This window comes from Mesorhizobium sp. M0408, assembly GCF_040321495.1.
GTDB lineage: Bacteria > Pseudomonadota > Alphaproteobacteria > Rhizobiales > Rhizobiaceae > Mesorhizobium.
Map to the genome: position 1 here is coordinate 52,656 of NZ_JAMYRO010000005.1, position 19,891 is coordinate 72,546.

Annotated in this window: 19 protein-coding genes and 1 tRNA gene; 12 read left to right on the top strand and 8 right to left on the bottom strand. The window is 61.6% G+C overall.

Annotated features, from left to right (window positions below):
- The first annotated feature begins 18 nt into the window (after positions 1-18).
- The 9 genes from NKI67_RS07400 to NKI67_RS07440 all read left to right on the top strand — a co-directional run bounded on the left by NKI67_RS07400 (position 19) and on the right by NKI67_RS07440 (position 8,716).
- On the top strand, positions 19-711 hold the full coding sequence (locus NKI67_RS07400; RefSeq protein WP_023678968.1) for a glutathione S-transferase family protein: 693 nt from the start codon (positions 19-21) through the stop codon (positions 709-711).
- Positions 692-1,852 (top strand): tRNA epoxyqueuosine(34) reductase QueG, encoded by a 1,161-nt coding sequence (queG, locus tag NKI67_RS07405; RefSeq protein WP_023678967.1) that lies wholly within the window; start codon positions 692-694, stop codon positions 1,850-1,852. The genes NKI67_RS07400 and queG overlap by 20 nt, the downstream gene beginning before the upstream one ends.
- Positions 1,849-2,757 (top strand): SDR family oxidoreductase, encoded by a 909-nt coding sequence (locus tag NKI67_RS07410; RefSeq protein WP_023678966.1) that lies wholly within the window; start codon positions 1,849-1,851, stop codon positions 2,755-2,757. Before queG ends, NKI67_RS07410 begins: the two co-directional genes overlap by 4 nt.
- Positions 2,758-2,813: 56 nt before the next feature.
- Entirely contained in the window at positions 2,814-3,905 is a 1,092-nt protein-coding gene (mepA, locus tag NKI67_RS07415; RefSeq protein ID WP_031212369.1) for a penicillin-insensitive murein endopeptidase, read from the top strand.
- A 121-nt stretch (positions 3,906-4,026) separates the two neighbouring features.
- Positions 4,027-5,052: a glucokinase gene (locus tag NKI67_RS07420; protein WP_023678964.1), complete on the top strand. Its 1,026-nt coding sequence runs from the start codon at positions 4,027-4,029 to the stop codon at positions 5,050-5,052.
- A 119-nt stretch (positions 5,053-5,171) separates the two neighbouring features.
- Positions 5,172-7,031 (top strand): ABC transporter ATP-binding protein, encoded by a 1,860-nt coding sequence (locus tag NKI67_RS07425; RefSeq protein ID WP_023678963.1) that lies wholly within the window; start codon positions 5,172-5,174, stop codon positions 7,029-7,031.
- The gene (dapB, locus tag NKI67_RS07430; protein WP_023678962.1) at positions 7,028-7,861 is read left to right on the top strand and encodes a 4-hydroxy-tetrahydrodipicolinate reductase; all 834 of its coding nucleotides are present in this window, start codon (positions 7,028-7,030) and stop codon (positions 7,859-7,861) included. The genes NKI67_RS07425 and dapB overlap by 4 nt, the downstream gene beginning before the upstream one ends.
- Positions 7,862-7,937: 76 nt before the next feature.
- Complete coding sequence (locus NKI67_RS07435) at positions 7,938-8,558, top strand: 2,3-bisphosphoglycerate-dependent phosphoglycerate mutase (RefSeq protein ID WP_023678961.1); 621 nt, start codon at positions 7,938-7,940, stop codon at positions 8,556-8,558.
- 73 nt (positions 8,559-8,631) lie between these two features.
- Positions 8,632-8,716, top strand: a tRNA-Leu gene (locus NKI67_RS07440).
- A gap of 130 nt (positions 8,717-8,846) precedes the next feature.
- On the opposite strand, the gene NKI67_RS07445 is transcribed toward NKI67_RS07440, so the two are convergent.
- The 7 genes from NKI67_RS07445 to NKI67_RS07475 form a co-directional block, all read right to left on the bottom strand.
- A complete protein-coding gene (locus NKI67_RS07445) occupies positions 8,847-9,218 on the bottom strand; it encodes a DUF4087 domain-containing protein (RefSeq protein WP_023678960.1) in 372 nt (123 codons plus the stop codon).
- Between the two features lie 86 nt (positions 9,219-9,304).
- Positions 9,305-9,805, bottom strand: a complete 501-nt coding sequence (locus tag NKI67_RS07450) for a hypothetical protein (RefSeq protein ID WP_156937407.1) — start codon at positions 9,803-9,805, stop codon at positions 9,305-9,307.
- Between the two features lie 117 nt (positions 9,806-9,922).
- Positions 9,923-10,330: a lysozyme inhibitor LprI family protein gene (locus tag NKI67_RS07455; RefSeq protein ID WP_023678958.1), complete on the bottom strand. Its 408-nt coding sequence runs from the start codon at positions 10,328-10,330 to the stop codon at positions 9,923-9,925.
- 100 nt (positions 10,331-10,430) lie between these two features.
- A complete protein-coding gene (locus NKI67_RS07460) occupies positions 10,431-12,734 on the bottom strand; it encodes a lysozyme inhibitor LprI family protein (RefSeq protein WP_352644913.1) in 2,304 nt (767 codons plus the stop codon).
- A 38-nt stretch (positions 12,735-12,772) separates the two neighbouring features.
- Positions 12,773-13,768: a PDZ domain-containing protein gene (locus NKI67_RS07465; protein WP_156937405.1), complete on the bottom strand. Its 996-nt coding sequence runs from the start codon at positions 13,766-13,768 to the stop codon at positions 12,773-12,775.
- Between the two features lie 113 nt (positions 13,769-13,881).
- Positions 13,882-14,322, bottom strand: coding sequence for a hypothetical protein (locus NKI67_RS07470; protein ID WP_031212356.1), 441 nt, complete (start codon positions 14,320-14,322; stop codon positions 13,882-13,884).
- 37 nt (positions 14,323-14,359) lie between these two features.
- Positions 14,360-14,710, bottom strand: a complete 351-nt coding sequence (locus NKI67_RS07475) for a hypothetical protein (RefSeq protein ID WP_023678953.1) — start codon at positions 14,708-14,710, stop codon at positions 14,360-14,362.
- Between the two features lie 928 nt (positions 14,711-15,638).
- Between NKI67_RS07475 and NKI67_RS07480 the strand changes: the two genes are divergently transcribed.
- The 3 genes from NKI67_RS07480 to NKI67_RS07490 all read left to right on the top strand — a co-directional run bounded on the left by NKI67_RS07480 (position 15,639) and on the right by NKI67_RS07490 (position 17,654).
- Positions 15,639-16,610, top strand: coding sequence for an ABC transporter substrate-binding protein (locus tag NKI67_RS07480; RefSeq protein WP_023678951.1), 972 nt, complete (start codon positions 15,639-15,641; stop codon positions 16,608-16,610).
- Positions 16,607-17,299 (top strand): L,D-transpeptidase, encoded by a 693-nt coding sequence (locus NKI67_RS07485; RefSeq protein ID WP_023678950.1) that lies wholly within the window; start codon positions 16,607-16,609, stop codon positions 17,297-17,299. The genes NKI67_RS07480 and NKI67_RS07485 overlap by 4 nt, the downstream gene beginning before the upstream one ends.
- Positions 17,300-17,435: 136 nt before the next feature.
- Positions 17,436-17,654, top strand: coding sequence for a hypothetical protein (locus NKI67_RS07490; RefSeq protein ID WP_031212349.1), 219 nt, complete (start codon positions 17,436-17,438; stop codon positions 17,652-17,654).
- A gap of 122 nt (positions 17,655-17,776) precedes the next feature.
- Here NKI67_RS07490 and NKI67_RS07495 read toward each other — a convergent pair whose 3' ends face one another.
- The gene (locus tag NKI67_RS07495) at positions 17,777-19,819 is read right to left on the bottom strand and encodes a transcriptional regulator (protein WP_352644916.1); all 2,043 of its coding nucleotides are present in this window, start codon (positions 19,817-19,819) and stop codon (positions 17,777-17,779) included.
- Positions 19,820-19,891: the final 72 nt, after the last annotated feature.

The window sequence follows — 19,891 nt, forward strand, 5'->3', positions numbered from 1 at the left end:
CTTTATTATCGCGGGACCATGCTGACGCTTTTCCACCATCCGATGTTCGCCAGCTGCCGCTTCGTCCGCCTCGCCTTTGGCGAGTATGGCGAGGAACTGGCGCTGATCGAAGAGAAGCCGTGGACGCGGCGCAAGGAGTTCCTGGCGCTGAACCCGGCCGGCACGCTGCCGATCCTGCTCGCCGAAGGCGACGTGCCGATCGTCGGCGCAGTGGTCATTGCCGAATATCTCGACGAGACGCGCGGCGTACTCAAGCGCGACAAGCGGCTATTCGCCGAGGATCCGATGGAGCGCGCCGAAATCCGCCGGCTGACCGACTGGTACCTCAACAAGGCGGAAAGCGAGGTTACCCGGCATCTGGTTCGCGAGCGCGTTCTGAAGCCGGTCATGCCGGAAACGGCAGGCGGCGGCTCGCCCGATTCGGCGGCGATCCGCGCCGCCCGCGCCAATATCCGCCAGCACATGAAATACACCAACTGGCTGGCCGGCACCCGTCACTGGCTGGCCGGCAACAAGGTCACCTATGCCGATCTCGCGGCGGCGGCAGCACTGTCGGTGCTCGATTATCTCGGCGAGATCGACTGGCGCGAACACAGCGCCGCGCGCGAATGGTATACAAGGGTGAAATCACGGCCTTCGTTCCGGCCGCTTCTGTCCGACCGGGTGCGCGGCCTGTCGCCGGTGTCACATTATGCGGACCTCGATTTCTGATACGGCAAAGCTGCGCGCGCTGATCGACCGCGAGGCGCGGAACGCCGGCTTCGACGCCGTTGCCGTCACCACGCCCGATGCGATTCCGCAGGCGCCGGAACGGCTGGCCGAATTCGTTGCCGACGGTTTTCACGGCTCGATGGGCTGGATTGCCGAAACGCTCGAGCGGCGAGGCAAACCGACGACGCTTTGGCCAGAGGTCCGCTCGATCATCGTGCTGGCGATGAATTACGGCCCCGACCACGACCCACGCGACATCCTGGCAAAGCGCGACCGCGGCGCGATCTCGGCCTATGCGCAGAACCGCGACTATCATGACGTGATGAAAGGCCGGCTGAAGGAGATCGCCGGCAAGATCGTGGCACGCGCCGGCGGGGACGTGAAAGTGTTTGTCGACACCGCGCCGGTGATGGAAAAGCCGCTGGCCGAGGCGGCCGGCCTCGGCTGGCAAGGCAAGCACACCAACCTGGTCAGCCGAACGCATGGCTCCTGGCTGTTCCTCGGCACCATCTTCACGACGGCCGAACTGGTGCCGGACGCGCCTGAGGACGACCATTGCGGCTCCTGCCGGGCCTGCCTCGACGTTTGCCCGACGGATGCCTTTCCGGCGCCTTACCGGCTCGATGCGCGGCGCTGCATTTCATACCTCACCATCGAGAACAAAGGACCGATCCCGCATGAGTTCCGGGAAAAGATCGGCAATCGTATCTATGGCTGCGACGACTGCCTGGCCGCCTGCCCGTGGAACAAGTTCGCCCAAGCCGCTTCGGAGGCAAAGCTTGCCGCCCGCGCGGACTTGCGCGAACCGCCGATCGCCGAGCTGCTGCGCCTCGACGACGCTGCCTTCCGCGTGCTTTTTTCGGGCTCGCCGGTCAAGCGTATCGGCCGCGCCCGTTTTATCCGCAACGTGCTGATAGCGGCCGGCAATTCCCAGGACTTGTCGCTGGCCGGCGCCGTTCGCGCGCTGCTCGACGACGCCTCGCCCCTGGTTCGCGGACCTGCGGTATGGGCGCTGTCGCGGCTGGTGCCGGGTCGGGAATTTGCCGAACGTGCCGCAGCCGCTTTGCAAGCAGAAGATGACGAGGCGGTGAGAGGCGAATGGCTTCTGGCCCTGCCAAAGCCGATCGAGGCGCATACATGACAAAAAAGCAGATTTTCATCTTCGGCGCCGGTTATTCGGGCAAGGCCTTCGCCCGCGCCAACAGGGATGCCGACATAGCGATCTTCGGTACAACACGGTTGCTGGAAAAATTCGCGGCGCTGCGGCAAGCCGGTATCGTGCCGCTGCGTTTCGATGGCACGCTGACCTCCGAAATCGGCGATGCGCTTGGGAAGACAACCCATCTCGTCGTCTCGGTCGCGCCGGACGAGGCCGGCGACCCGGTGCTGGGCGCGGCACGCGAGGAGATCGCGGCCAACATGCCGGAGCTCGAATGGATCGCCTATCTCTCCACCGTCGGCGTCTATGGCGACCATGGCGGCAATTGGGTGGACGAGGCCGCCGAATGCCGGCCAGTATCGAAGCGATCAGCGATGAGGGTTGCCGCCGAGCAGGATTGGCTGAAACTGGGCCACGACGTCGGCCGGCCGGCGGCGATCCTGCGGCTTTCCGGCATTTATGGGCCAGGCCGCAACGCCTTGGTCAATCTGGAAAACGGCACCGCCCGGCGGTTGGTCAAGCCTGGCCAGGTGTTCAACCGCATCCATTGCGACGACATTGCCGGCGCGCTCTGGCATCTGGCCGAAGGCAATCGCGGCGGCATCTTCAACGTCACCGACGACCTGCCGGCGCCGCCGCAGGACGTCGTCGCCTATGCCGCCCAATTGATGGGCATCGAGCCGCCGCCCGAAATTCCGTTCGAGACCGCCCAACTTTCGCCCATGGCGCGGTCCTTCTACGGCGAGAACAAGCGTGTCGCCAACGCGGCGATCAAGGCGGCCGGCTATGGGTTTCGCTTCCCCGACTATCGCTCGGCGCTCGATGCCATGTGGGCGAGCGGCGACTGGCGCGACGGCGAGGCGCGCAGCCCGATGAAACGGTCATGATCGATACGCTGCGCGGGGCGTGGTATGATGCGGTTCAAATCGCGGAGGGGTCCAGCTTGGGAAAGACGTTAAAGCGAGCCTTGCCGGGCAAAACACTGCTGCTGACGGCAGCTCTGGCCGTCGCCGGCCTGACGCTTGCAGCGCAGACGGCGAGCGCCGAGCAACGGGCAAAAGACCTGTTTGGCGCCAAAGAGCTGCCGGCAATCGCAACAGCGCAATCGATCGGCTTTTATTCCAAAGGCTGTTTTTCCGGCGGCGTCGCCCTGCCCATGGACGGCCGGCACTGGGAGGTGATGCGACCGTCGCGCAATCGCCGCTGGGGCCATCCGGCAATGATCGCGCTGATCGAGAAACTGTCGCGCGACGCCGCTGCCGACGGCTGGCCGGGCCTGTTGATCGGCGACATTTCGCAGCCGCGCGGCGGGCCGATGCTGACCGGCCATGCCTCGCACCAGATCGGCCTCGACGCCGACATCTGGCTGACGCCGATGCCCGACCGCAAGCTCTCGGCCGAAGAGCGCGAAAACATCAGCGCTACCTTGATGGTCGATGAAAAAACCCATCTGGTGAAGGACGGCCTGTGGACGCCGATGCACACGCGGCTGTTGAAGCGCGCCGCGAGCTATCCCGAAGTCGAGCGCATCCTGGTCAATCCAGGGATCAAGAAGAAGCTCTGCGACACGGTCAAAGGCGACCGCAGCTGGTTGCGCAAGGTCAGGCCGTTCTGGGGCCACGACTACCACTTCCACATTCGCATCGGCTGCCAGGCTGGATCACCCGACTGCAAGGCGCAGGAAGCGACGGCGCCGGGCGATGGCTGCGACCAGGCGCTGGCCTGGTGGTTCACCGAGGGGCCGTGGCGCCCCAACAAGAACCCGGACAAGCCGAAGGCACGCGACGTGATGACGATGGCGAACCTGCCCAGGCAATGCCAGTTCGTGCTCGACGCGCCGGCTCCGGCCACGGCCGAAGCAGTCACCTACTATGGCGACGGCGTACCGATCGCGGCAGAACCCGCTCTCGCGGCAGAACCTTCGCCGCCGCCGACGGTCGCAGCCGGCGCGGCAGCGCTTCCGGCCTCGGCGAACGCCTTTGTGGCGACCCCCGAGATCGGCATTCCGCTGCCGCGGCCACGACCGGGGCACTGATGCGGGCAGCGTGTTTGCTGTCTGCATCCGTGCATCTCCACTTCGAAAACCGATTTCCCTTTTTGCGGTCATGCGCTAGTCAACGAGAGAACGGCGATACGCGTCGGGAACGGACGAGAGCATGCCAGGCGTAAGCGACGACGACACTCTGTTGCGATTTCCGATCCTGATCGGTGACATAGGCGGCACCAATGCGCGCTTCTCGATTGTGCTCGACGCGAATTCCGAGGCCGGCGAGCCGACGATCGTCCAGACCGCCAACTTCAATACGATAGACGAGGCGATCCAGGCGGCCGTGCTCGACCGCTCGTCGGTCCGGCCGAATTCAGCTGTGCTGGCGGTAGCAGGCCCTGTCGAGAGCGACGAGATCCCGCTTACCAATTGCCCATGGATCGTCAAGCCGAGACAGATGTTCGCCAGTCTCGGTCTCAGCGACGTCGTGGTGCTCAACGACTTCGAGGCACAGGCGCTGGCTGTCGTCGCGCTCGGCGAAGAGCATATGGAAAAGATCGGCGGCGACGAGCCGGAACCGAATTCCGGGCGGGTGGTGCTCGGCCCGGGAACCGGGCTCGGCGTCGCCGGACTGGTCTATGCGCTGCATCACTGGATACCGGTGCCCGGCGAGGGCGGCCATATGGATATCGGGCCGCGCTCGCCGCGCGATTTCCAGGTGTTTCCGCATATCGAGAAGCTCGAGGGCCGCATCTCCGGCGAACAGATCCTGTCCGGGCGCGGCCTGGTCAATGCCTACCGGGCGGTAGCCAAGGCGGACGGCAAGCCGTCGCCCTTCACCACGCCGGCCGAGGTCACCGCCGCGGCGCTGGCAAAGAACGATCCGGTGGCCGAAGAGGCGCTGTCGATCTTCGTCACCTGCCTGGGACGCACCGCCGGCGACCTCGCTCTGGTGTTCATGAGCCGCGGCGGTGTTTTCCTCACCGGCGGCATCGCGCAAAAAATCCTGCCGGCGCTGCGCATCGGCAATTTCCGCGCCGCCTTCGAGGACAAGGCGCCGCACAGCGCCCTGATGCGCAGCATGCCGGTCTATGTCATCACCCATCCGCTGGCGGCGCTTTTAGGGCTGGCCGCCTATGCCAGAAATCCGTCGCTGTTCGGCGTGCAGACGGCGGGGCGGCGCTGGCGGGTCTAGAATACAAGCTGCGCCGCGACGAAGTTTCGCCGTCCTCGGCCATAGGCAAGCCGCCATTGGAGCGTTAAGAGGTTGCCGAATTGCAGCCCGGCCGGACCGAAACCACAAAGCGCTCCAACTTGACACTTCCAGGACCAACTAAAGGGAAAGTCCGTCCCAGCGAGATCGTGGCGGTGATTCGCCGCATCGTCGCCGAGAACAGCCGCGATTATCGCTGGTACTATGCTCTTGCCGTGCTTTGCCTGGTGACGATCGCGGCGACAACCGCCTTCACAGCCTGGATCATGAAGGATGTCATCGATCAGATCTTCTACCAACAGCGCGGCGATCTTATCGCGCTGATCAGCGTGTCGATCCTGGCCGCCTTCATGCTGCGCGGGCTGGCCAGCTACGGCCAGGCAGTGACGCTGGCCAAAATCGGCAACAATCTGGTGGCGCGCTATCAACGCCGCATCTTCGACCACCTGATGAAGCTCGGCGTCAGCTTCTTCAACGACACCCGCTCGGGCCGGCTCGCCGCGCAGATCAACGAGAACGTCAACGGCATCCGCGATCTCCTGTCGATGACGCTGACATCGCTGGCGCGCGATGCCGTATCGCTTGTCGCGCTGGTTGGCGTCATGATCTGGCAGGACCCGATGCTCTCGGCGATGTCGCTGCTGGTCGGGCCGCCCTTGATCTACAGTGTCACCTATCTGATGCGCCGGGTGCGTTGCATCACCCGTGAATCGGTGCAGATCAACTCGCGGCTGATCGGCGCCATGCAGGAAGCGACGCAAGGCATCGCTATCGTCAAGGCCTTCACCCTGGAAGACGAGCTGTCGCGCCGCATCGGCGGCCTCGTCGCGGGCGCCGAGCAGCGGGCAAACAAGATCGCCCGCGTCTCGGAACGGCTGACGCCGATCTCCGAAATGCTGGCCGGCTTCGCCGTCGCCGGTGTCATCGCCTATTCCGGCTACCGGGCGACCGTCGGCGGCCAGCCGCCGGGCGCGGTGTTTGCCTTCATCACCGCCCTGCTGCTTGCCTATGACCCGGCCAGGCGGCTGGCGCGTATGCAGGTCGGCATGGAAAAGTCGCTGGTCAATGCGCGCATGATCTACGAGCTTCTCGACCTCGAGCCGCAGCAGGGTGACGTGCCGGGAGCCGCCGAGGCGAAATTCACCTCTGGCGAAGTGCGCTTCAACAACGTGTCCTTCCGCTATGTCGAAGAGGCGCCGGTCCTGCAGGACCTGAGCTTTGTCGCCGCCGCCGGCAAGGTGACCGCCATCGTCGGCGCCTCGGGCGCCGGCAAGACGACGCTGGTTGCGCTGCTGCAGCGCTTCCACGACGTCGAGTCGGGCAGCATCGAAATCGACCGCCAGGACATTTCAAAGGTCACCAAGCATTCGCTGCGCGGCTCGATCGCCTATGTATCGCAGCAGCCCTATCTGTTCGAAGGCACCATCCGCGACAACATCCGGTACGGCAGGCTGAGCGCCACCGACGCAGAGATTGAACGCGCCGCCCAACAGGCCGCGGCACACGATTTCATCCGCCAGCAGCCGCAAGGCTACGACACGCCGGTCGGCGAGAACGGCGTGACGCTGTCGGGCGGCCAGCGCCAGCGTGTATCGATTGCACGCGCTATCGTTCGGCAGGCGCCGATCCTGCTGCTCGATGAAGCCACCTCGGCGCTCGACAACGAGGCCGAGGCCCGCGTCCAGGAAGCGCTGACCCATGTCATGGAAGGGCGCACCACCATTGTCATCGCGCACCGGCTGTCGACGGTGGTCAATGCCGATCATATCATCGTGCTGGAGCAGGGCCGGCTGGTCGAACAGGGCACGCATGCCTCGCTGATGGCCGACCCGCACAGCGTCTATGCCCGGTTCCACCGGGTGCAAGGCAGGAAAGGGCTGGGGCTTGTCGATGACGGCGAGCCAATCCAGAGTGCGGCGGAAAATGGTCGCGCGAAAAAGGCGGCCGGGAGACATTCATGAGTGACACGCCGACCGTTAGTGAAATGGGCCTGGTGGTGGTGGGCGCGGCCGGCCGGATGGGCCAGGCGCTGATCCGCGCCATCCACACGATACCGGGCGCCCGTGTCGCCGGCGCCATCGAGCGGGCCGGTTCGCCCCATATCGGCAAGGATGCCGGCGAGCTGGCCGGCGTCGGCAGGCTCGAGGTGGCGATCGGCGACGATCCGCTGCCGGCCTTCGCCAAGGCCGACGGCGTGCTCGATTTCACCACGCCGGCGGCGACCGTCGAATTCGCCGGCTACGCGGCGCAGGCGCGCATCGCCCATATCATCGGCACCACCGGCTGCTCGGCTGAAGACAATGCCAGGATCGCGGCGGCGGCGCGGCACGCGACGGTGGTCAAGTCAGGCAATATGAGCCTCGGCGTCAATCTGCTGGCGGTGCTGGTTGAGCAGGCGGCGCGCGCGCTCGATGCCGACGATTTCGACATCGAGATCCTGGAAATGCACCACCGGCACAAGGTCGATGCGCCGTCGGGCACGGCGCTGCTGCTCGGCGAGGCCGCCGCTGCCGGGCGCGGCGTAGCACTTGCCGGCAACGATGTTCGCGTGCGCGACGGCCATACCGGCGTGCGCAAGGCAGGCTCGATCGGTTTCGCCAGCTTGCGTGGCGGCTCGGTGGTCGGCGACCACAGTGTGGTGCTGGCCGGTACCGGCGAGCGCATCACGCTTGCCCATCATGCCGAGGACCGGGCGATCTTTGCCCGTGGCGCGGTCAAGGCAGCCCTGTGGGCGCGCGGCCGCAAGCCGGGCCTCTATTCGATGCGGGACGTGCTCGGCCTGACAAGCTGATCCACAGACTTGGCTGATCCACAGACTTGGCTGATCCACAAGATTTGGCTGATTCACAAAATTTGAAGGAGCAAATATGTCGAGAACTCTCGTGCTCGTGCGCCATGGCCAGAGCGAATGGAACCTGAAGAACCTATTTACCGGCTGGCGCGACGTCGACCTGACCGAACTGGGCCATGCCGAAGCCAAGGCGGCCGGCGCCAAGCTCAGGGCGCGCGGCATGAAGTTCGACATCGCCTTCACGTCGTCGCTGATCCGGGCGCAGAAGACCTGCCAGCATATTCTCGACGCCGTTGGCCAGAGCGATCTCGAGACCGTTCGCGACCAGGCGCTGAACGAGCGCGACTATGGCGATCTCTCCGGCCTCAACAAGGATGATGCGCGCAAGAAATGGGGCGAGGAGCAGGTGCATATATGGCGCCGCTCCTATGACGTGCCGCCGCCCGGCGGTGAAAGCCTGAAGGACACCGGCGCGCGCGTCTGGCCCTATTACCTGCACGATCTGCAACCGCATGTGCTGCGCGGCGGCACCGTGCTGGTGGCGGCGCACGGCAATTCGCTGCGCGCGCTGATCATGGCGCTGGACGGCAAATCGGGCGAGGAGATCGTCAAGCTCGAGCTCGGCACCGGTGTGCCGATCATCTACACGCTCAACGCCGATTCCACGGTGGCGTCGAAAGAAGTGCTGGAGCATTGAGCCGGAGAAGGAACGCGGCTTTCAAAAAAGCGCGTTGACACTCATCCCTCGCCCGCTTAATGAGCGCGCACCAGCCCAGATGGCGGAATTGGTAGACGCGCACGGTTCAGGTCCGTGTTCCGCAAGGAGTGGAGGTTCGAGTCCTCTTCTGGGCACCAAATTCCCGTTTCGAACCGATTGATGCGGTTTCAGAGACCCAAGAAAAAGCCCGGTTTGCCGGGCTTTTTCTTGATCCAATGCTCTAGGCTGCCCTACCGTCAGCCATGGCATCCACAAGATATCTAATAACTATCCGTCCGGGTTAGGCAGCAATCTGTCGTTGCGACAGCGCAGCAGCGGAAGGATTTGGCCCGAGATCACTCTGGTGATCTTCTGTTGCTTGGCGTTGGTTACGACGTTCATGCACGCACATCCGTAGCCGTGACCCGAACCAGGCACATTGGTCTCGACGAATTGCCGCTCGTCAAAGGCCGGCACATTGTCGATGCCTTTGGGATCCGGTCGTCCCTGCATCTGGATCCACCAATCCCCGTCACTGTCGGTCAGGACGAGGTTGCCGGGTGTCGGGCTGGAGTACCAACCACAACGGCGCTCGGCATGGGCGGTCGCAGGCAAGGACATGATGACCAGGCCGAAACAGATAGCGAACAGCGGGCGCATGAGAATCTTTGTCTCCCTGAAGTAAGCAGGTCATGCCGCGAGTAATGTACGTTGGCGCCGGTGGCGAGGCGCATGATTTGTAAGCCTTATGGCTTCAACTTCGTGTCCACATGTTCTTCGATCAATCCGCAATGAAGCGTCACAGTCTTCCTTTGGGCATCGCCTAGTGGACCGTCGATGAAGTCGCAGCTGAGCAGATTGTCCGGACTGCTCTTGCGCGCCGACGCAACGTTGACGTTGACCTCGGGAGGGCCGGCAAGCCAATCGAGACGCTTCGTGTCGACCTTTGTGCCGCTGATGTGAGCGTGGCCCGCTGTACCCGGTATCTCCACCTCTTCGTCCTGCGGCGTGAGATCGATCTGGCCGATTTCGTTTACACGCTTCTCGGCGCTCCTCTTCGGGTCGCCGTAATAGGAGGCGAAGACAACGATCCGCTCCTTTTCAGCCGCGAGCTTGGCGGCTGCCTTTTTGGAAAGCGTGACGTTGATGTCGAAGCTCATGTCAGTCTGGGCTGTTGCCGGCACGACACATGCCAACAGTACAGATGCCGCAATTGTCAATGCGAGCGACGATCCATAGCGTTTCATAATCCACCTCCCTCAAGTCCCTCACGCAATGATGATGCCCCTCGCATCCTTTCATGTCTGGCGGCGACATCACGCTCGCCGCCGACATCATCGTGATCAGATCAGCTGTGGCACGTGTCAGTTCGCGGCCGGAACAGGGCAGCTCATGTCGCCTTCCTGGCATTTCAGATAGCCTTCGAAACCTTTGACACGGGATTGCGTCAGGCCGTCCATGCACTGCGCGATGAGCATTGGCATCATGCTTCCTCCGGCCGCGCCTGCGGTCTGGAAACTGCACTCCGCGTCGCGAAACTTGCCCCAATCCCGCTGTGCCTGAACAAGAAGCTTCTTGGTATCCGCATCGTCCTTCAGGCGGGCTTCGATCTGCTTGTAAAGCTCATTGAGCTTCTTGTCGGATTTTTGGAACTCGGCACCGAAGCACTGGTTCATGGTGGCCTGATCCTTGGCATCGGCGCACTTGTCCTTGGCAAGGGCGAATGTCGGCGCAGCCAGAACCACGGCAGCAGTCAGTATCGCGATTTTCATCGATTTCCCTTTCCGGTTGCAGTCAAGCTCTTAAGTTGCTCAGCCCCGCCCTATGTTCTCGTCAGCTGTCCGTTATTGCCACGATCGGCCCATGGCCTGATTATCTGGTTTTCATTGGATCAGCTTTGCCACCTTCGGCGACCGTGACGTTGCCGACCTTTCCTGAGCCGGTCAGCGTGCCGCCCTCCTTGACCATGACTTCGCCGGAGACCTCTCCGTCAACGACAAGCAGTCCCGAGACGGAAACGTCACCGGTCAAAGAGCCGGTCACGTGCAACTCCGCTCCCGCCGCCACTTCCGTCATGCCCGAATATTTGTTCTTGCCGCTCAGCGTCAGCTTGCCACCGGCGACCACGAGGCCGCCGCTGTCGCCGGCGTCATCATAGTTCGCGATGGTTCCATCAAATTGCCCGTCGGCTTCTGTCAGGATCAGTCTGCCCGCACCCAGATAGACCTCGCCTTTACCGCTAAGGGTGCGAATGGCCGTATCGTTCATGGAGTGCGCCACTCCCCAGGGCTTCAGGTAGTTTCCTTTCTGATCAATGTTGAGCACACCGTCGACCATGACGCGCGAGGAATGCTCGATGCTGCCCGGCCCGGCCAGAGTAAGATACCCATCGGCCGCGATATGGGTTGTGCCGGTGTAGGTATTGGCCCCGGTCATACGCACGTCCGCATCCTTCTCGATCGTGAAGTCGCCGGCGCCGGAGATGATGCCGGCCAGTCCGAGCCATCCTTTGCTTCCAGCATCGCTGGTCGCGCGATTCAGCTGCACTTGATCCTCGGCAGCCGCGTCTGTGGTAAAGTTAGCAGCGCTGACAAAATAGGGTGAATATGCGGTCGTCTTGTTCTCCAGATCATACATTACGGAATTTGACTGGAAGAAGGGTAGCCCGACAACAACTCCATTGCCCCCCTCCTCATCGCTTTGTCGATCCATAACGACATCGCTGTATTCCTTGTTGTTGAAACTATCTTCAAATCCCAAAATCTTAAAATCGACTACCGTATAATCATATTCATCAAGCTTAAATCCTTTCGAGCGAAGCTTATTAAAAAAGCCTTCTGTGGTGATACCGAGAAAGGTCGACGATCCAGTATCCAATAAAACAGGTCCACTGAAATCAACCGCCTGCTTCTTTCCCTTATAGTCAAAAGAAATTGTATAATGGTAAGACCCTTCGTAGTGATTGGATGCGTTCGCGCCTGATCGCGGGAATCGTCTCTGGCGGAATTCATAATCCAGTTCGCCCCAGGGCATCAGGGCCGTAAACTGGGATCTCAGACTGGGGGACAAATTCAGCGTCAGGCAGGGAGCGCAGCCCCGTGTCGTCTTCTTTCCAAGATTTGCATTGGCCGAGACCACATAGCCGCTTTGTGTCTGACTGGCGGGAGCGGCGGCCTCGTCCCCCTCATCGAGAAAATCGCCGGCTCCAAAGACACCGTAAAACGTCGTCGAACCACCGGGTTCGCCATTCTGCATGCTCTTGCGCGCATTAAGATCCGCATAGACCGGCGTATCGCCGCGGTGGCCAACGGGCTTTTGCGTCAATTTCATATCCTTGAGATAGCCGAAACCCTTGGTGAAGACGTAATCCACCACCCGACCGGCGCCATAGCCACCGTCGAAGGTTACGACAGGCTGCGAGGGATCATCCGGATCGTAATAGGACAGGCTGTCGAACCGGACCTGCTGTACCCAATCTCCATAGGTGCCGTCTCCATAGGCGTACATTTCGGGCTTGCTGCCGTGCACCGGCTCTACGCCAGGGACACTCGAATCGATCTCGGCGTTGAACTCATCCGACCCCGTGTCGAATTCGAACAGACGAGGCTTGGCACCATTGATGCCCAACGCAATCCCGAGATTGTGATAAACGACGTCAGCGCTTCCGTGGCCCCTAACATGTTGCAATGGAATAGTTATCGGGTCGGCAGCCTGGGCAAGGCCGGCCTGGCCGTTCTCATCGGCCACGGCAGGTACGGCATGTGATGTGTTCGCTGCCGGAACGGGGCAACTCGCATCGCCTTCCCTGCATTTCAGGTAACCCTCGAAATCTTTGACACGGGATTGCGTCAGGCTGTCCATGCACTCCGCGATGAGCATTGGCATCACGCTTCCTCCAGCCGCTCCCGCGGTCTGGAAACTGCACTCGGCGTCGCGAAATTTGACCCAATCCCGCTGTGCTTGAACGAGAAGCGTCCTGGTATCCGCGTCGTCGTTCAGGCGGGTTTCGATCTGCTGGTAAAGCTCGTTGAGCTTCTTGTCGGATTTCTTGGACGCGGCATCGGCGCACTCGTTCGGGCCGGCCTGATCCTTGGCGGCGTCGTTGCACTTGTCCTGGGCAAATGCGAAAGCCGGCATGGCCAGAACGATGGCAGCGGTCAGCATCGCGGTTTTCATCGATTGTCCTCGGTCTAGAACTGCCGGCATGGTCGCCGCTAGTTGGCATCGTCATCGTCCGATCCGTCAGCGTCGTTACTGTCATCCGACGCATCGTCATTACTGTCGGTGCTGTTTTCGTCTTCACCATCTGCCGACGGGTCGTCATCGTCATTCTGATCGCTGGAATCGTCCTGATCGTCGGAATCATTGTTGTCAGTGCTGTCATCCGACGCATCGTCATCCGTGCTATCGTCGTCGGTGTCGGTGCTGTTCTTGTCATCATCACCGTCCGTTGAGTTTTCATCGTCGTTCTGATCGCTCGAATCGTCCTGATCGGAACTGTTGTCGTCGGTACTGTCGGCCGGGCTATTGTCGTCAGTATCGGTGCTGGTATCGTCGTCGTCAGCATCGGGAGAAGACACATTTGCGTCCGGATTGGCGTCGCCAGGCTGCGAGTCGTCCTCGCGATAGCTCGTATCATTGAGGCCCGTCTCCATCTCGTCGTCATACTCATCGACGATCTGCGTCCACTCCTCTCGATTGTCGACGCTCGTCCATTGCGAAATATTGTCGACCGAGATGTTGGTGTTGAAGTTGTTGACGGTGATGTTGGTGTTGACCTCGACGACATCTGCGACTTCTGTCCCGCGGTTCACGCCAAACAGGAAACTGGTGGCACTCACGGCAAGGGCGGCCCAAACGAGTCTGTCGACATCAACCGGCGTCGAAATCGGTTGATGCCGCACTGTGGCAAGCACGTCACCCGGTCGGATACCTTGCCGCGCGGCAATGCCATGGGGTGCAACAGCCAGGACATACACCCCGCGAAGTTTTGGCGGGATCTGGTAGCGGTGCCGAGAGGCGTGATTGATCGGTATCAGAACCGCATCAAGAGCCCGGGAGACGTAGGGTTTCGGCAGATCATACTTGCTGGCATGCGCAATATTGATCGTTTGCGGGACGGTTACGCTTACGACGGCCGTCATTTTCACTGACGTTGCCAATGCACGGGCGAACTGCACGATCAGTCTGGATTTTCGAAGACTTTGCATTTTGCACATCCTGCAGCTGATGATTGGAGTCGATCTCAGAGCCCCGGCGCCCCGGAGCGCTCACCAATCATTCTCCCCCTGCACCAACGGTCAGCGGCAATTTCCAGCGATCATCACCGTCGTTCCGTAACTTCCTCGGCAAAACACTTTGCCAGGTCTTGCGGCGCTCCGAGCTTCTTCGCCCAGGATACCAGTTCAGGTTTTTCCGACGGCTCGGCATAGCCGCCCCACACGTCGCGAAACTGCTTCTTTCCGTCGACTGTCTGGAAGAACATCACGCCGTCGTCGCTCACCGGCGTGGAGACGTAGGCGGCGCTCCAGCTGCCGCTCTCCATGATCGAGAAGAACTTTGCCTGAGCGGGCTTGAACTTATTGGTCATCGCCGAGACGACGAGAGGGGCATATTCCTGCTTGCGCGCCTTCGTCACTTCGACCTTTATACCGTCACAGGCGTTATTCGCAGCGAAAGCGGACGTCAGCGCCATTCCCAACCCCGCAAGGCCGACCATGACGATTTTGACACGTCGACGGATGAGACCGTTCAATTCAGACATGAGTGGCTATCCTCTTCGTTGTTCGCTGCAGGGGCCATTAATCGGAATCGTCGTCGTCTGATGAATTGTCATCGTCCGGTGTATCGACCTCGCAGCCGATGCCGCGGCAGCCTTGGTAGTTGCCTTGCGTATCGAAGTTCGGATTGCCTTCTTTGTCGTACTGCGGTCTGTCGTCGATGCTTTGATCCCCGTCATCAGGATCGTCGACTTTACATCCGAGCCCATGGCAGCCGATGTAACGGCCCCTGGTATCGAAGTTGGGATTGCCGTTCCTCTCGAACTGCGGCCGGTCGTCTATCTTCCGGCTCCCTTTATGGGACCGATCAACCAGGCAGCCCTTTCCGCGACAACCATCGTAGTCGTCGGTGGTACAACCGACGATCGCCATCAAAGCAGTGGCCAAGGCCGCACAGATTACGAGTTTCCATGATTCATTCCTCCGACTGGCTGGCGGCGGACATCGTCCATATCGGAAGGCCATTGCAGGCGGCGATCCTCGCTTTTGCCGCGAAGGCTGGCGCCAATCGGAGGAGGGCAAAGCTTCGCCGGCCATCAAACGAGAGCCAGGCTGTGGTCGATGCATTCGACGACTTAGCCGACGGTTGCCGTAATCTCTTACGTGGGAGGGAACGCTCCCAGCGGGGGCCGCCGCATTAGCGAGTGTCAATATTCCTCTCCATGCTTAGTGCCCCGTCCGCCCAAGCATGTTTCAACGATCCGCTGACGCGGCTGTGCTTCCAAGAAATGCATCCGAGTCAGCCTATGACAAGGACAAATCCCAATATCGCAGGATTGAATTTTGCAAATGCTTAATAATTCGGAATCAGCACGGGCTATCTTAGCAGATACTGAAATGTGACCGGTAGCAAGATTCCGGAATGCTTCCTTAGTTTTGTTCTCATTAAGCCGAGTTAGTACAAGTAATATTCTATGTTGTTGTGAATTTTGCGCCAGCTCTACAAAAACGGCGCGACGATACCACATCTTATACGATCGCCCTAATCGCGATCTATTGTGGTATTTTTTCGAACCCAGCCAACCATTGCGAGGGCCGAAAGAAACGCGCCCCTTTGCCCGACTTTTCAACGCTGCGGCGTGCCAAATAGGGGCGCAGCGGGGGCGCCGCGGCCGCGTTGTGAGCATCTTCCCAGTCGGATTGTCATCGGGTAGCGTGCAGGGGCGGCACGTGAAGGCGCTCTCTTTGGCGAATGCACTGCTGCAGCTTCAGCAGTTGCCCGTCAGAAGATGGGTCCGGTGCTTGCCGCGACAGATTGTTCCCGTCCCGGTTCATTTCAGCACCGAAGCGAGGGGAAGAGATGCACAACCGATTTCGGCAGTGCCTGCGGAAAGTGTCGCTGGCGGCATTGACGATGCTGGCGCTAAACATCCCGGTCCACGCGGCTGATCTCGTCATTGCAATGCCGAACTGGCCGTCGGGCCAGGCGACGGCAAACATCCTCAAGGTCAGCCTGAAAGAAAATTTCGGGCTCGATGCCGATGTGCGCGAGATGGGGACGCTGATTGCCTTTGCCGGTCTCAATTCGGGTGAGGTGGATATTCATCCCGAAATCTGGCTGCCCAATCTGGACAATCTGGTGAAGAAGTATGTGGACGGGGCCGGCACGGTGGCCATCAGCCCCATTGGAGTGCCGGCCTGGCAAGGCATTTGCGCGACGCGTGAGGCAGCCGACAAATTTGGAATTCACGACGTTTCCGACCTCAGCGATACGAAGAAAACCGCCGCGTTGGATACTGACGGCGACGGACGTGGCGAACTCTGGATCGGCGCTGAGGGTTGGTCCTCGACCGCTATCGAGCGCGTCCGCGCCAACAGCTATGGTTATGCCAAGACAATGACCTTGCTGGAGACGCCCGAGGATGCCGGAATGGCGGCTGTCGATGCCGCGGTCGCCACGGATCATCCAATGGTGTTTGCCTGCTACGCGCCGCACTATGTATTTGAGCTGCACGACATTGTCCGGCTTACCGAGCCGCCCTTTGATCCGGCAAAGTGGAAGATCGTACTGCCGTCAGAGGACCCGCTCTGGGTCTCGAAGTCCAGCGCGCCGGTATCATGGGATACCGCACATTTCCATATCGCCTACGCCACCTCGCTGCGCAAAAAATATCCGAAGGTGGTGGCGTTCCTGGAACGGTTCGAGCTGAAGCCCGAGGAAATCACCAAGATGAGTTATGCGCTCCAGGTAGAGCGTCAGGATCCTTACGAATACGCCAAACAATGGGTTGCCGCACAAGGCGCACGGGTGCACGGGTGGGCAAATCCATGAGCGGAAATCCTATGTTCGCGGAACGCGGCACCGTCCGGCGGCGCTCCCTCACGGCAATCGTCGCCGCGGCGTTCGGTCTTGTCGCGGTGGCGGCGCTGGCTGCGGGAACACAGGTTTTCGACCCGAAAAGCCACAAATGGGTGGACTACGATCGCACCAAGGCGCGCAAATACTACGCCGCGCATAATGAGGTGCCCGAGGCATTTCGTCCGCAGATGGTCAAATTCCGCACCGCGGAAGTGCCAGGCACGATCATCATCGATGGCAATCAGCACTTTCTCTATCTTGTGCAGCCGGGTCAGCGGGCCATGCGCTACGGCATCGGCGTGGGCCGGGAAGGGTTTGGATGGGCCGGCATCGTGCGCGTCGGCCGCATGGCGGAGTGGCCGACCTGGACACCTCCGGCCGAAATGGTCGCTCGCGATCCGAAGGCGGTGAAATACGCTGGAGGCATGGAGGGAGGGCCCGACAACCCGCTCGGCGCAAGGGCGCTCTATCTCTATGAGCGCGACCAGGACACGATCTACCGGATCCACGGTACCCCGGAGCCTTGGACGATCGGGCTCGACGTGTCATCGGGGTGCATCCGTATGAGGAACGACGACATCGTCGATCTCGCATCCCGCGTCAAGGTTGGGGCCAAGGTCATCGTTCTCATGCAGGGGGCCGCCCTCTACAAAGGTGTATGAAGCGGCATTCGGAGAGGGACAAGCAATGTCGGGAAAAAATGCAGTGAGAACTTCGATCCGGGGGACAGCAATCGGATTCCTGGCTGGAGCCGTTAGCGCTTGTGTCAGCACGCCACCGCCGCCGCCTCAGGACCAGATGTCCAGGACCAAGGTCGAGACGGCCCCGGCGGACCTTCAACTGCTTTGCGCCAATGCGGTCGCCAAGGCGAGCGGTGTCGACAGCACGAAGATACTTCCGGTTTCATCGAGCAAGCTCGATTCCAAGACCTATCAGGTCGAACTCGATGCCAGTGGCAAGAAGACAAGCTGCCTCGTGGATACCGACGGCAACGTCAAATCGGTTGAGCCCGTCTGATCCGCTCTGGTTGACGAATTCGCAACCAACCTGACGATGCGCCCTGGCTGCAGACATGACGATGTTTGGGGCGGCCAGCCGCGATGAGCGGTTTGGAGAGCCTGGCAAACCGCGCGCCTGCCTCACCCCAGCCCGATCCGCTTGGCGCCTTGCCGGAACAGCGCCTCGGCGTCCGGCTCGAAGCGGAACGTGCCGATGAAATCGTCGGCGCAGTAGTTCGGCAGCATCTTGCGCAGCGCAGCGGCGAAACTTCGTGCCTCGTCCAGCCGCCCCGCCAGCGCAAGGCAATGCGCGGCAATCGCGAGGATGATGGCGTGGGCGTTGGGACGCGCGGCTGCTTTCAGCGCCCATTCGGCGGCTTCGTCGAACTGGCCGAGCCGGACATGCGACATCGCCCTGGCGCCCAGCATACCGAACAGCAGCGGATCGAAGGGGCTCAGATGCCTGGAATGGTCGGATGAGCCGATCGCAGCCTGCGGGTCGCCGGACTGCGAATGGACGAAAGATAGCGCATAGTGGCCGAGCGCGAAATTCGGGCTGAGGTCTACGGCGCGTTCCAGCTCGATGAGGGAGCCGTCCTGCTCGCCGCGCAGCCACAGCGCCCGCCCCATGGCCCAGTGAGCGGCCGGATTGTGATCGTCGACGAGCAGGCTCTGGCCGGCTGCCTCGAAGGCCAGGGCGCTTTCGTGGTCGCGGTCGCCCCAGCGCTGGAAGGCATTTTGCCAATGGGTGAAGGAGAGGCCGGCATAGGTGCGGGCGAACGTCGGATCGAGCTTCAAGGCTATGTCGAAGAAATGCCGGGCCTGCTCGTTTTCCGCGCGGGTGAAGCGATACATGTGCCAGAGACCGCGGTGGTAGGCTTCCCAGGCGTTGAGCGAATTGGGCGCCTTCAACATGGCGCGGTTGCGCTCGACCGTCTCGATCTCGGCCGAGATCGACGAGACGATGCTGTTGCCGATGTCGTCGAGCACGGCAAAGATGTCGTTCGGCTTGCGCTCGAACGTCTCGGCCCAGACGATCCTGGCCGTGCGCACTTCGACCAGCTCGACCGCGACGGTGACGCGGCCGGCCTGGCTGCGTACCGTGCCGGTGGCGACATAATCGACATTGAGCCGACGGCCGGCATCCTCCGGCCCAATGTTTTTTTCGGCGAGCGCAAACACCGAACCGCGCGCGATGACGAAGAAATCCCTGAGCTTGGCCAGGCGGGTGATGATATCGTGGGTCAGGCCATCGGCGATGCCTCCGCGTGGGCCGCCGTCAGCCGTCTCTTCGGCAAACGGCATCACCGCAAGCGAAGCCTTCTGCGATGCAGCAGTGTCGGAATTGGGAAGCACAATTGACGCGTGAGGGGCCGCGGGTACGAGTGACGGTCGCGCCCAGAGCGTAGCGGCAGGTCGTTCGTTGCGGATCGTGCGCCATGCCTCACGAACGGGTCCGAAATCCAGATCCTCCGAAGCAAACAGCTGCGCTGCGGAAGCGAGATGTTCCTCGCAGGCGTCAAACTGGCCGCGCTGCGCCAGCCCTTTCAGAAGAGCCACATGCGCGCGCCCGTCGAACGGAGCGAGTTCCAGCCATTTGTCCAGATGCGAAGACAATCTGTCGGCATCCACCGGAAGCTTGTTGACGAGATGTTCCAGGATTGCGGCGTGCCAAGAGCCGAAGCGGCGGCGCTGGGCGATCAGCCAGCTGTTGAAATGCGGGCTGCGGTCGATCTCCAGCCCATCGAGAAAGTCGCCGGCGAACATTCCGGAAAGAGCCTGCAGCCGCTCTAGACCGAGCGTCTCAACGCCCTTGGCGGCGGCCGAGGCTATGTCGACAGCGTCGACGGAAGCACCTCTCAGATCAAGCGCGATCGTGTCGCCTGGTGTCTCGACCCTGCGATGATGCGGTTCATCGAGGATGCCTCTAAGCTTGCTCAGGCACCAGCGAAGCTCGCCGCGCGGGTCGTTCGGCACATCCCACAAAAGCTCGCAGAGGCGGCTGCGGCCGACCGGATGCGGCGCCAGCGCCAGATAGGCGAGCAGCGCACACAGCTTGCGCGATTTTGGGAGCTGGATGATGATGCCGTTGCGTGCGATCGTCAGCGGTCCGAGCAGACGCACGGAAAAGCCGGCCACCTCGCCGTGGAGGCTCGATCGGGCGGATTCCACGAGCGTTTCCACGCCTGCTCCCACGCTGGCCAGTCGGCCTTTGTTTTATCACCAAACGCGACACGGTGCATCCGGCAACGAATT

Bases quoted from the DNA above. Each gene is read 5' to 3' on its own strand.
- NKI67_RS07445 (WP_023678960.1), bottom strand. From the start codon at position 9,218: ATGCGCCCGCTGTTCGCTATCTGTTTCGGCCTGGTCATCATGTCCTTG.
- NKI67_RS07470 (WP_031212356.1), bottom strand. From the start codon at position 14,322: ATGTCTGAATTGAACGGTCTCATCCGTCGACGTGTCAAAATCGTCATG.
- queG (WP_023678967.1), top strand. From the start codon at position 692: ATGCGGACCTCGATTTCTGATACGGCAAAGCTGCGCGCGCTGATCGAC.
- NKI67_RS07435 (WP_023678961.1), top strand. From the start codon at position 7,938: ATGTCGAGAACTCTCGTGCTCGTGCGCCATGGCCAGAGCGAATGGAAC.
- NKI67_RS07455 (WP_023678958.1), bottom strand. From the start codon at position 10,330: ATGAAAATCGCGATACTGACTGCTGCCGTGGTTCTGGCTGCGCCGACA.
- dapB (WP_023678962.1), top strand. From the start codon at position 7,028: ATGAGTGACACGCCGACCGTTAGTGAAATGGGCCTGGTGGTGGTGGGC.
- NKI67_RS07465 (WP_156937405.1), bottom strand. From the start codon at position 13,768: ATGCAAAGTCTTCGAAAATCCAGACTGATCGTGCAGTTCGCCCGTGCA.
- NKI67_RS07400 (WP_023678968.1), top strand. From the start codon at position 19: ATGCTGACGCTTTTCCACCATCCGATGTTCGCCAGCTGCCGCTTCGTC.
- NKI67_RS07475 (WP_023678953.1), bottom strand. From the start codon at position 14,710: ATGGCGATCGTCGGTTGTACCACCGACGACTACGATGGTTGTCGCGGA.
- NKI67_RS07460 (WP_352644913.1), bottom strand. From the start codon at position 12,734: ATGAAAACCGCGATGCTGACCGCTGCCATCGTTCTGGCCATGCCGGCT.
- NKI67_RS07480 (WP_023678951.1), top strand. From the start codon at position 15,639: ATGCACAACCGATTTCGGCAGTGCCTGCGGAAAGTGTCGCTGGCGGCA.
- NKI67_RS07485 (WP_023678950.1), top strand. From the start codon at position 16,607: ATGAGCGGAAATCCTATGTTCGCGGAACGCGGCACCGTCCGGCGGCGC.
- NKI67_RS07450 (WP_156937407.1), bottom strand. From the start codon at position 9,805: ATGAAACGCTATGGATCGTCGCTCGCATTGACAATTGCGGCATCTGTA.
- NKI67_RS07420 (WP_023678964.1), top strand. From the start codon at position 4,027: ATGCCAGGCGTAAGCGACGACGACACTCTGTTGCGATTTCCGATCCTG.
- NKI67_RS07490 (WP_031212349.1), top strand. From the start codon at position 17,436: ATGTCCAGGACCAAGGTCGAGACGGCCCCGGCGGACCTTCAACTGCTT.
- NKI67_RS07410 (WP_023678966.1), top strand. From the start codon at position 1,849: ATGACAAAAAAGCAGATTTTCATCTTCGGCGCCGGTTATTCGGGCAAG.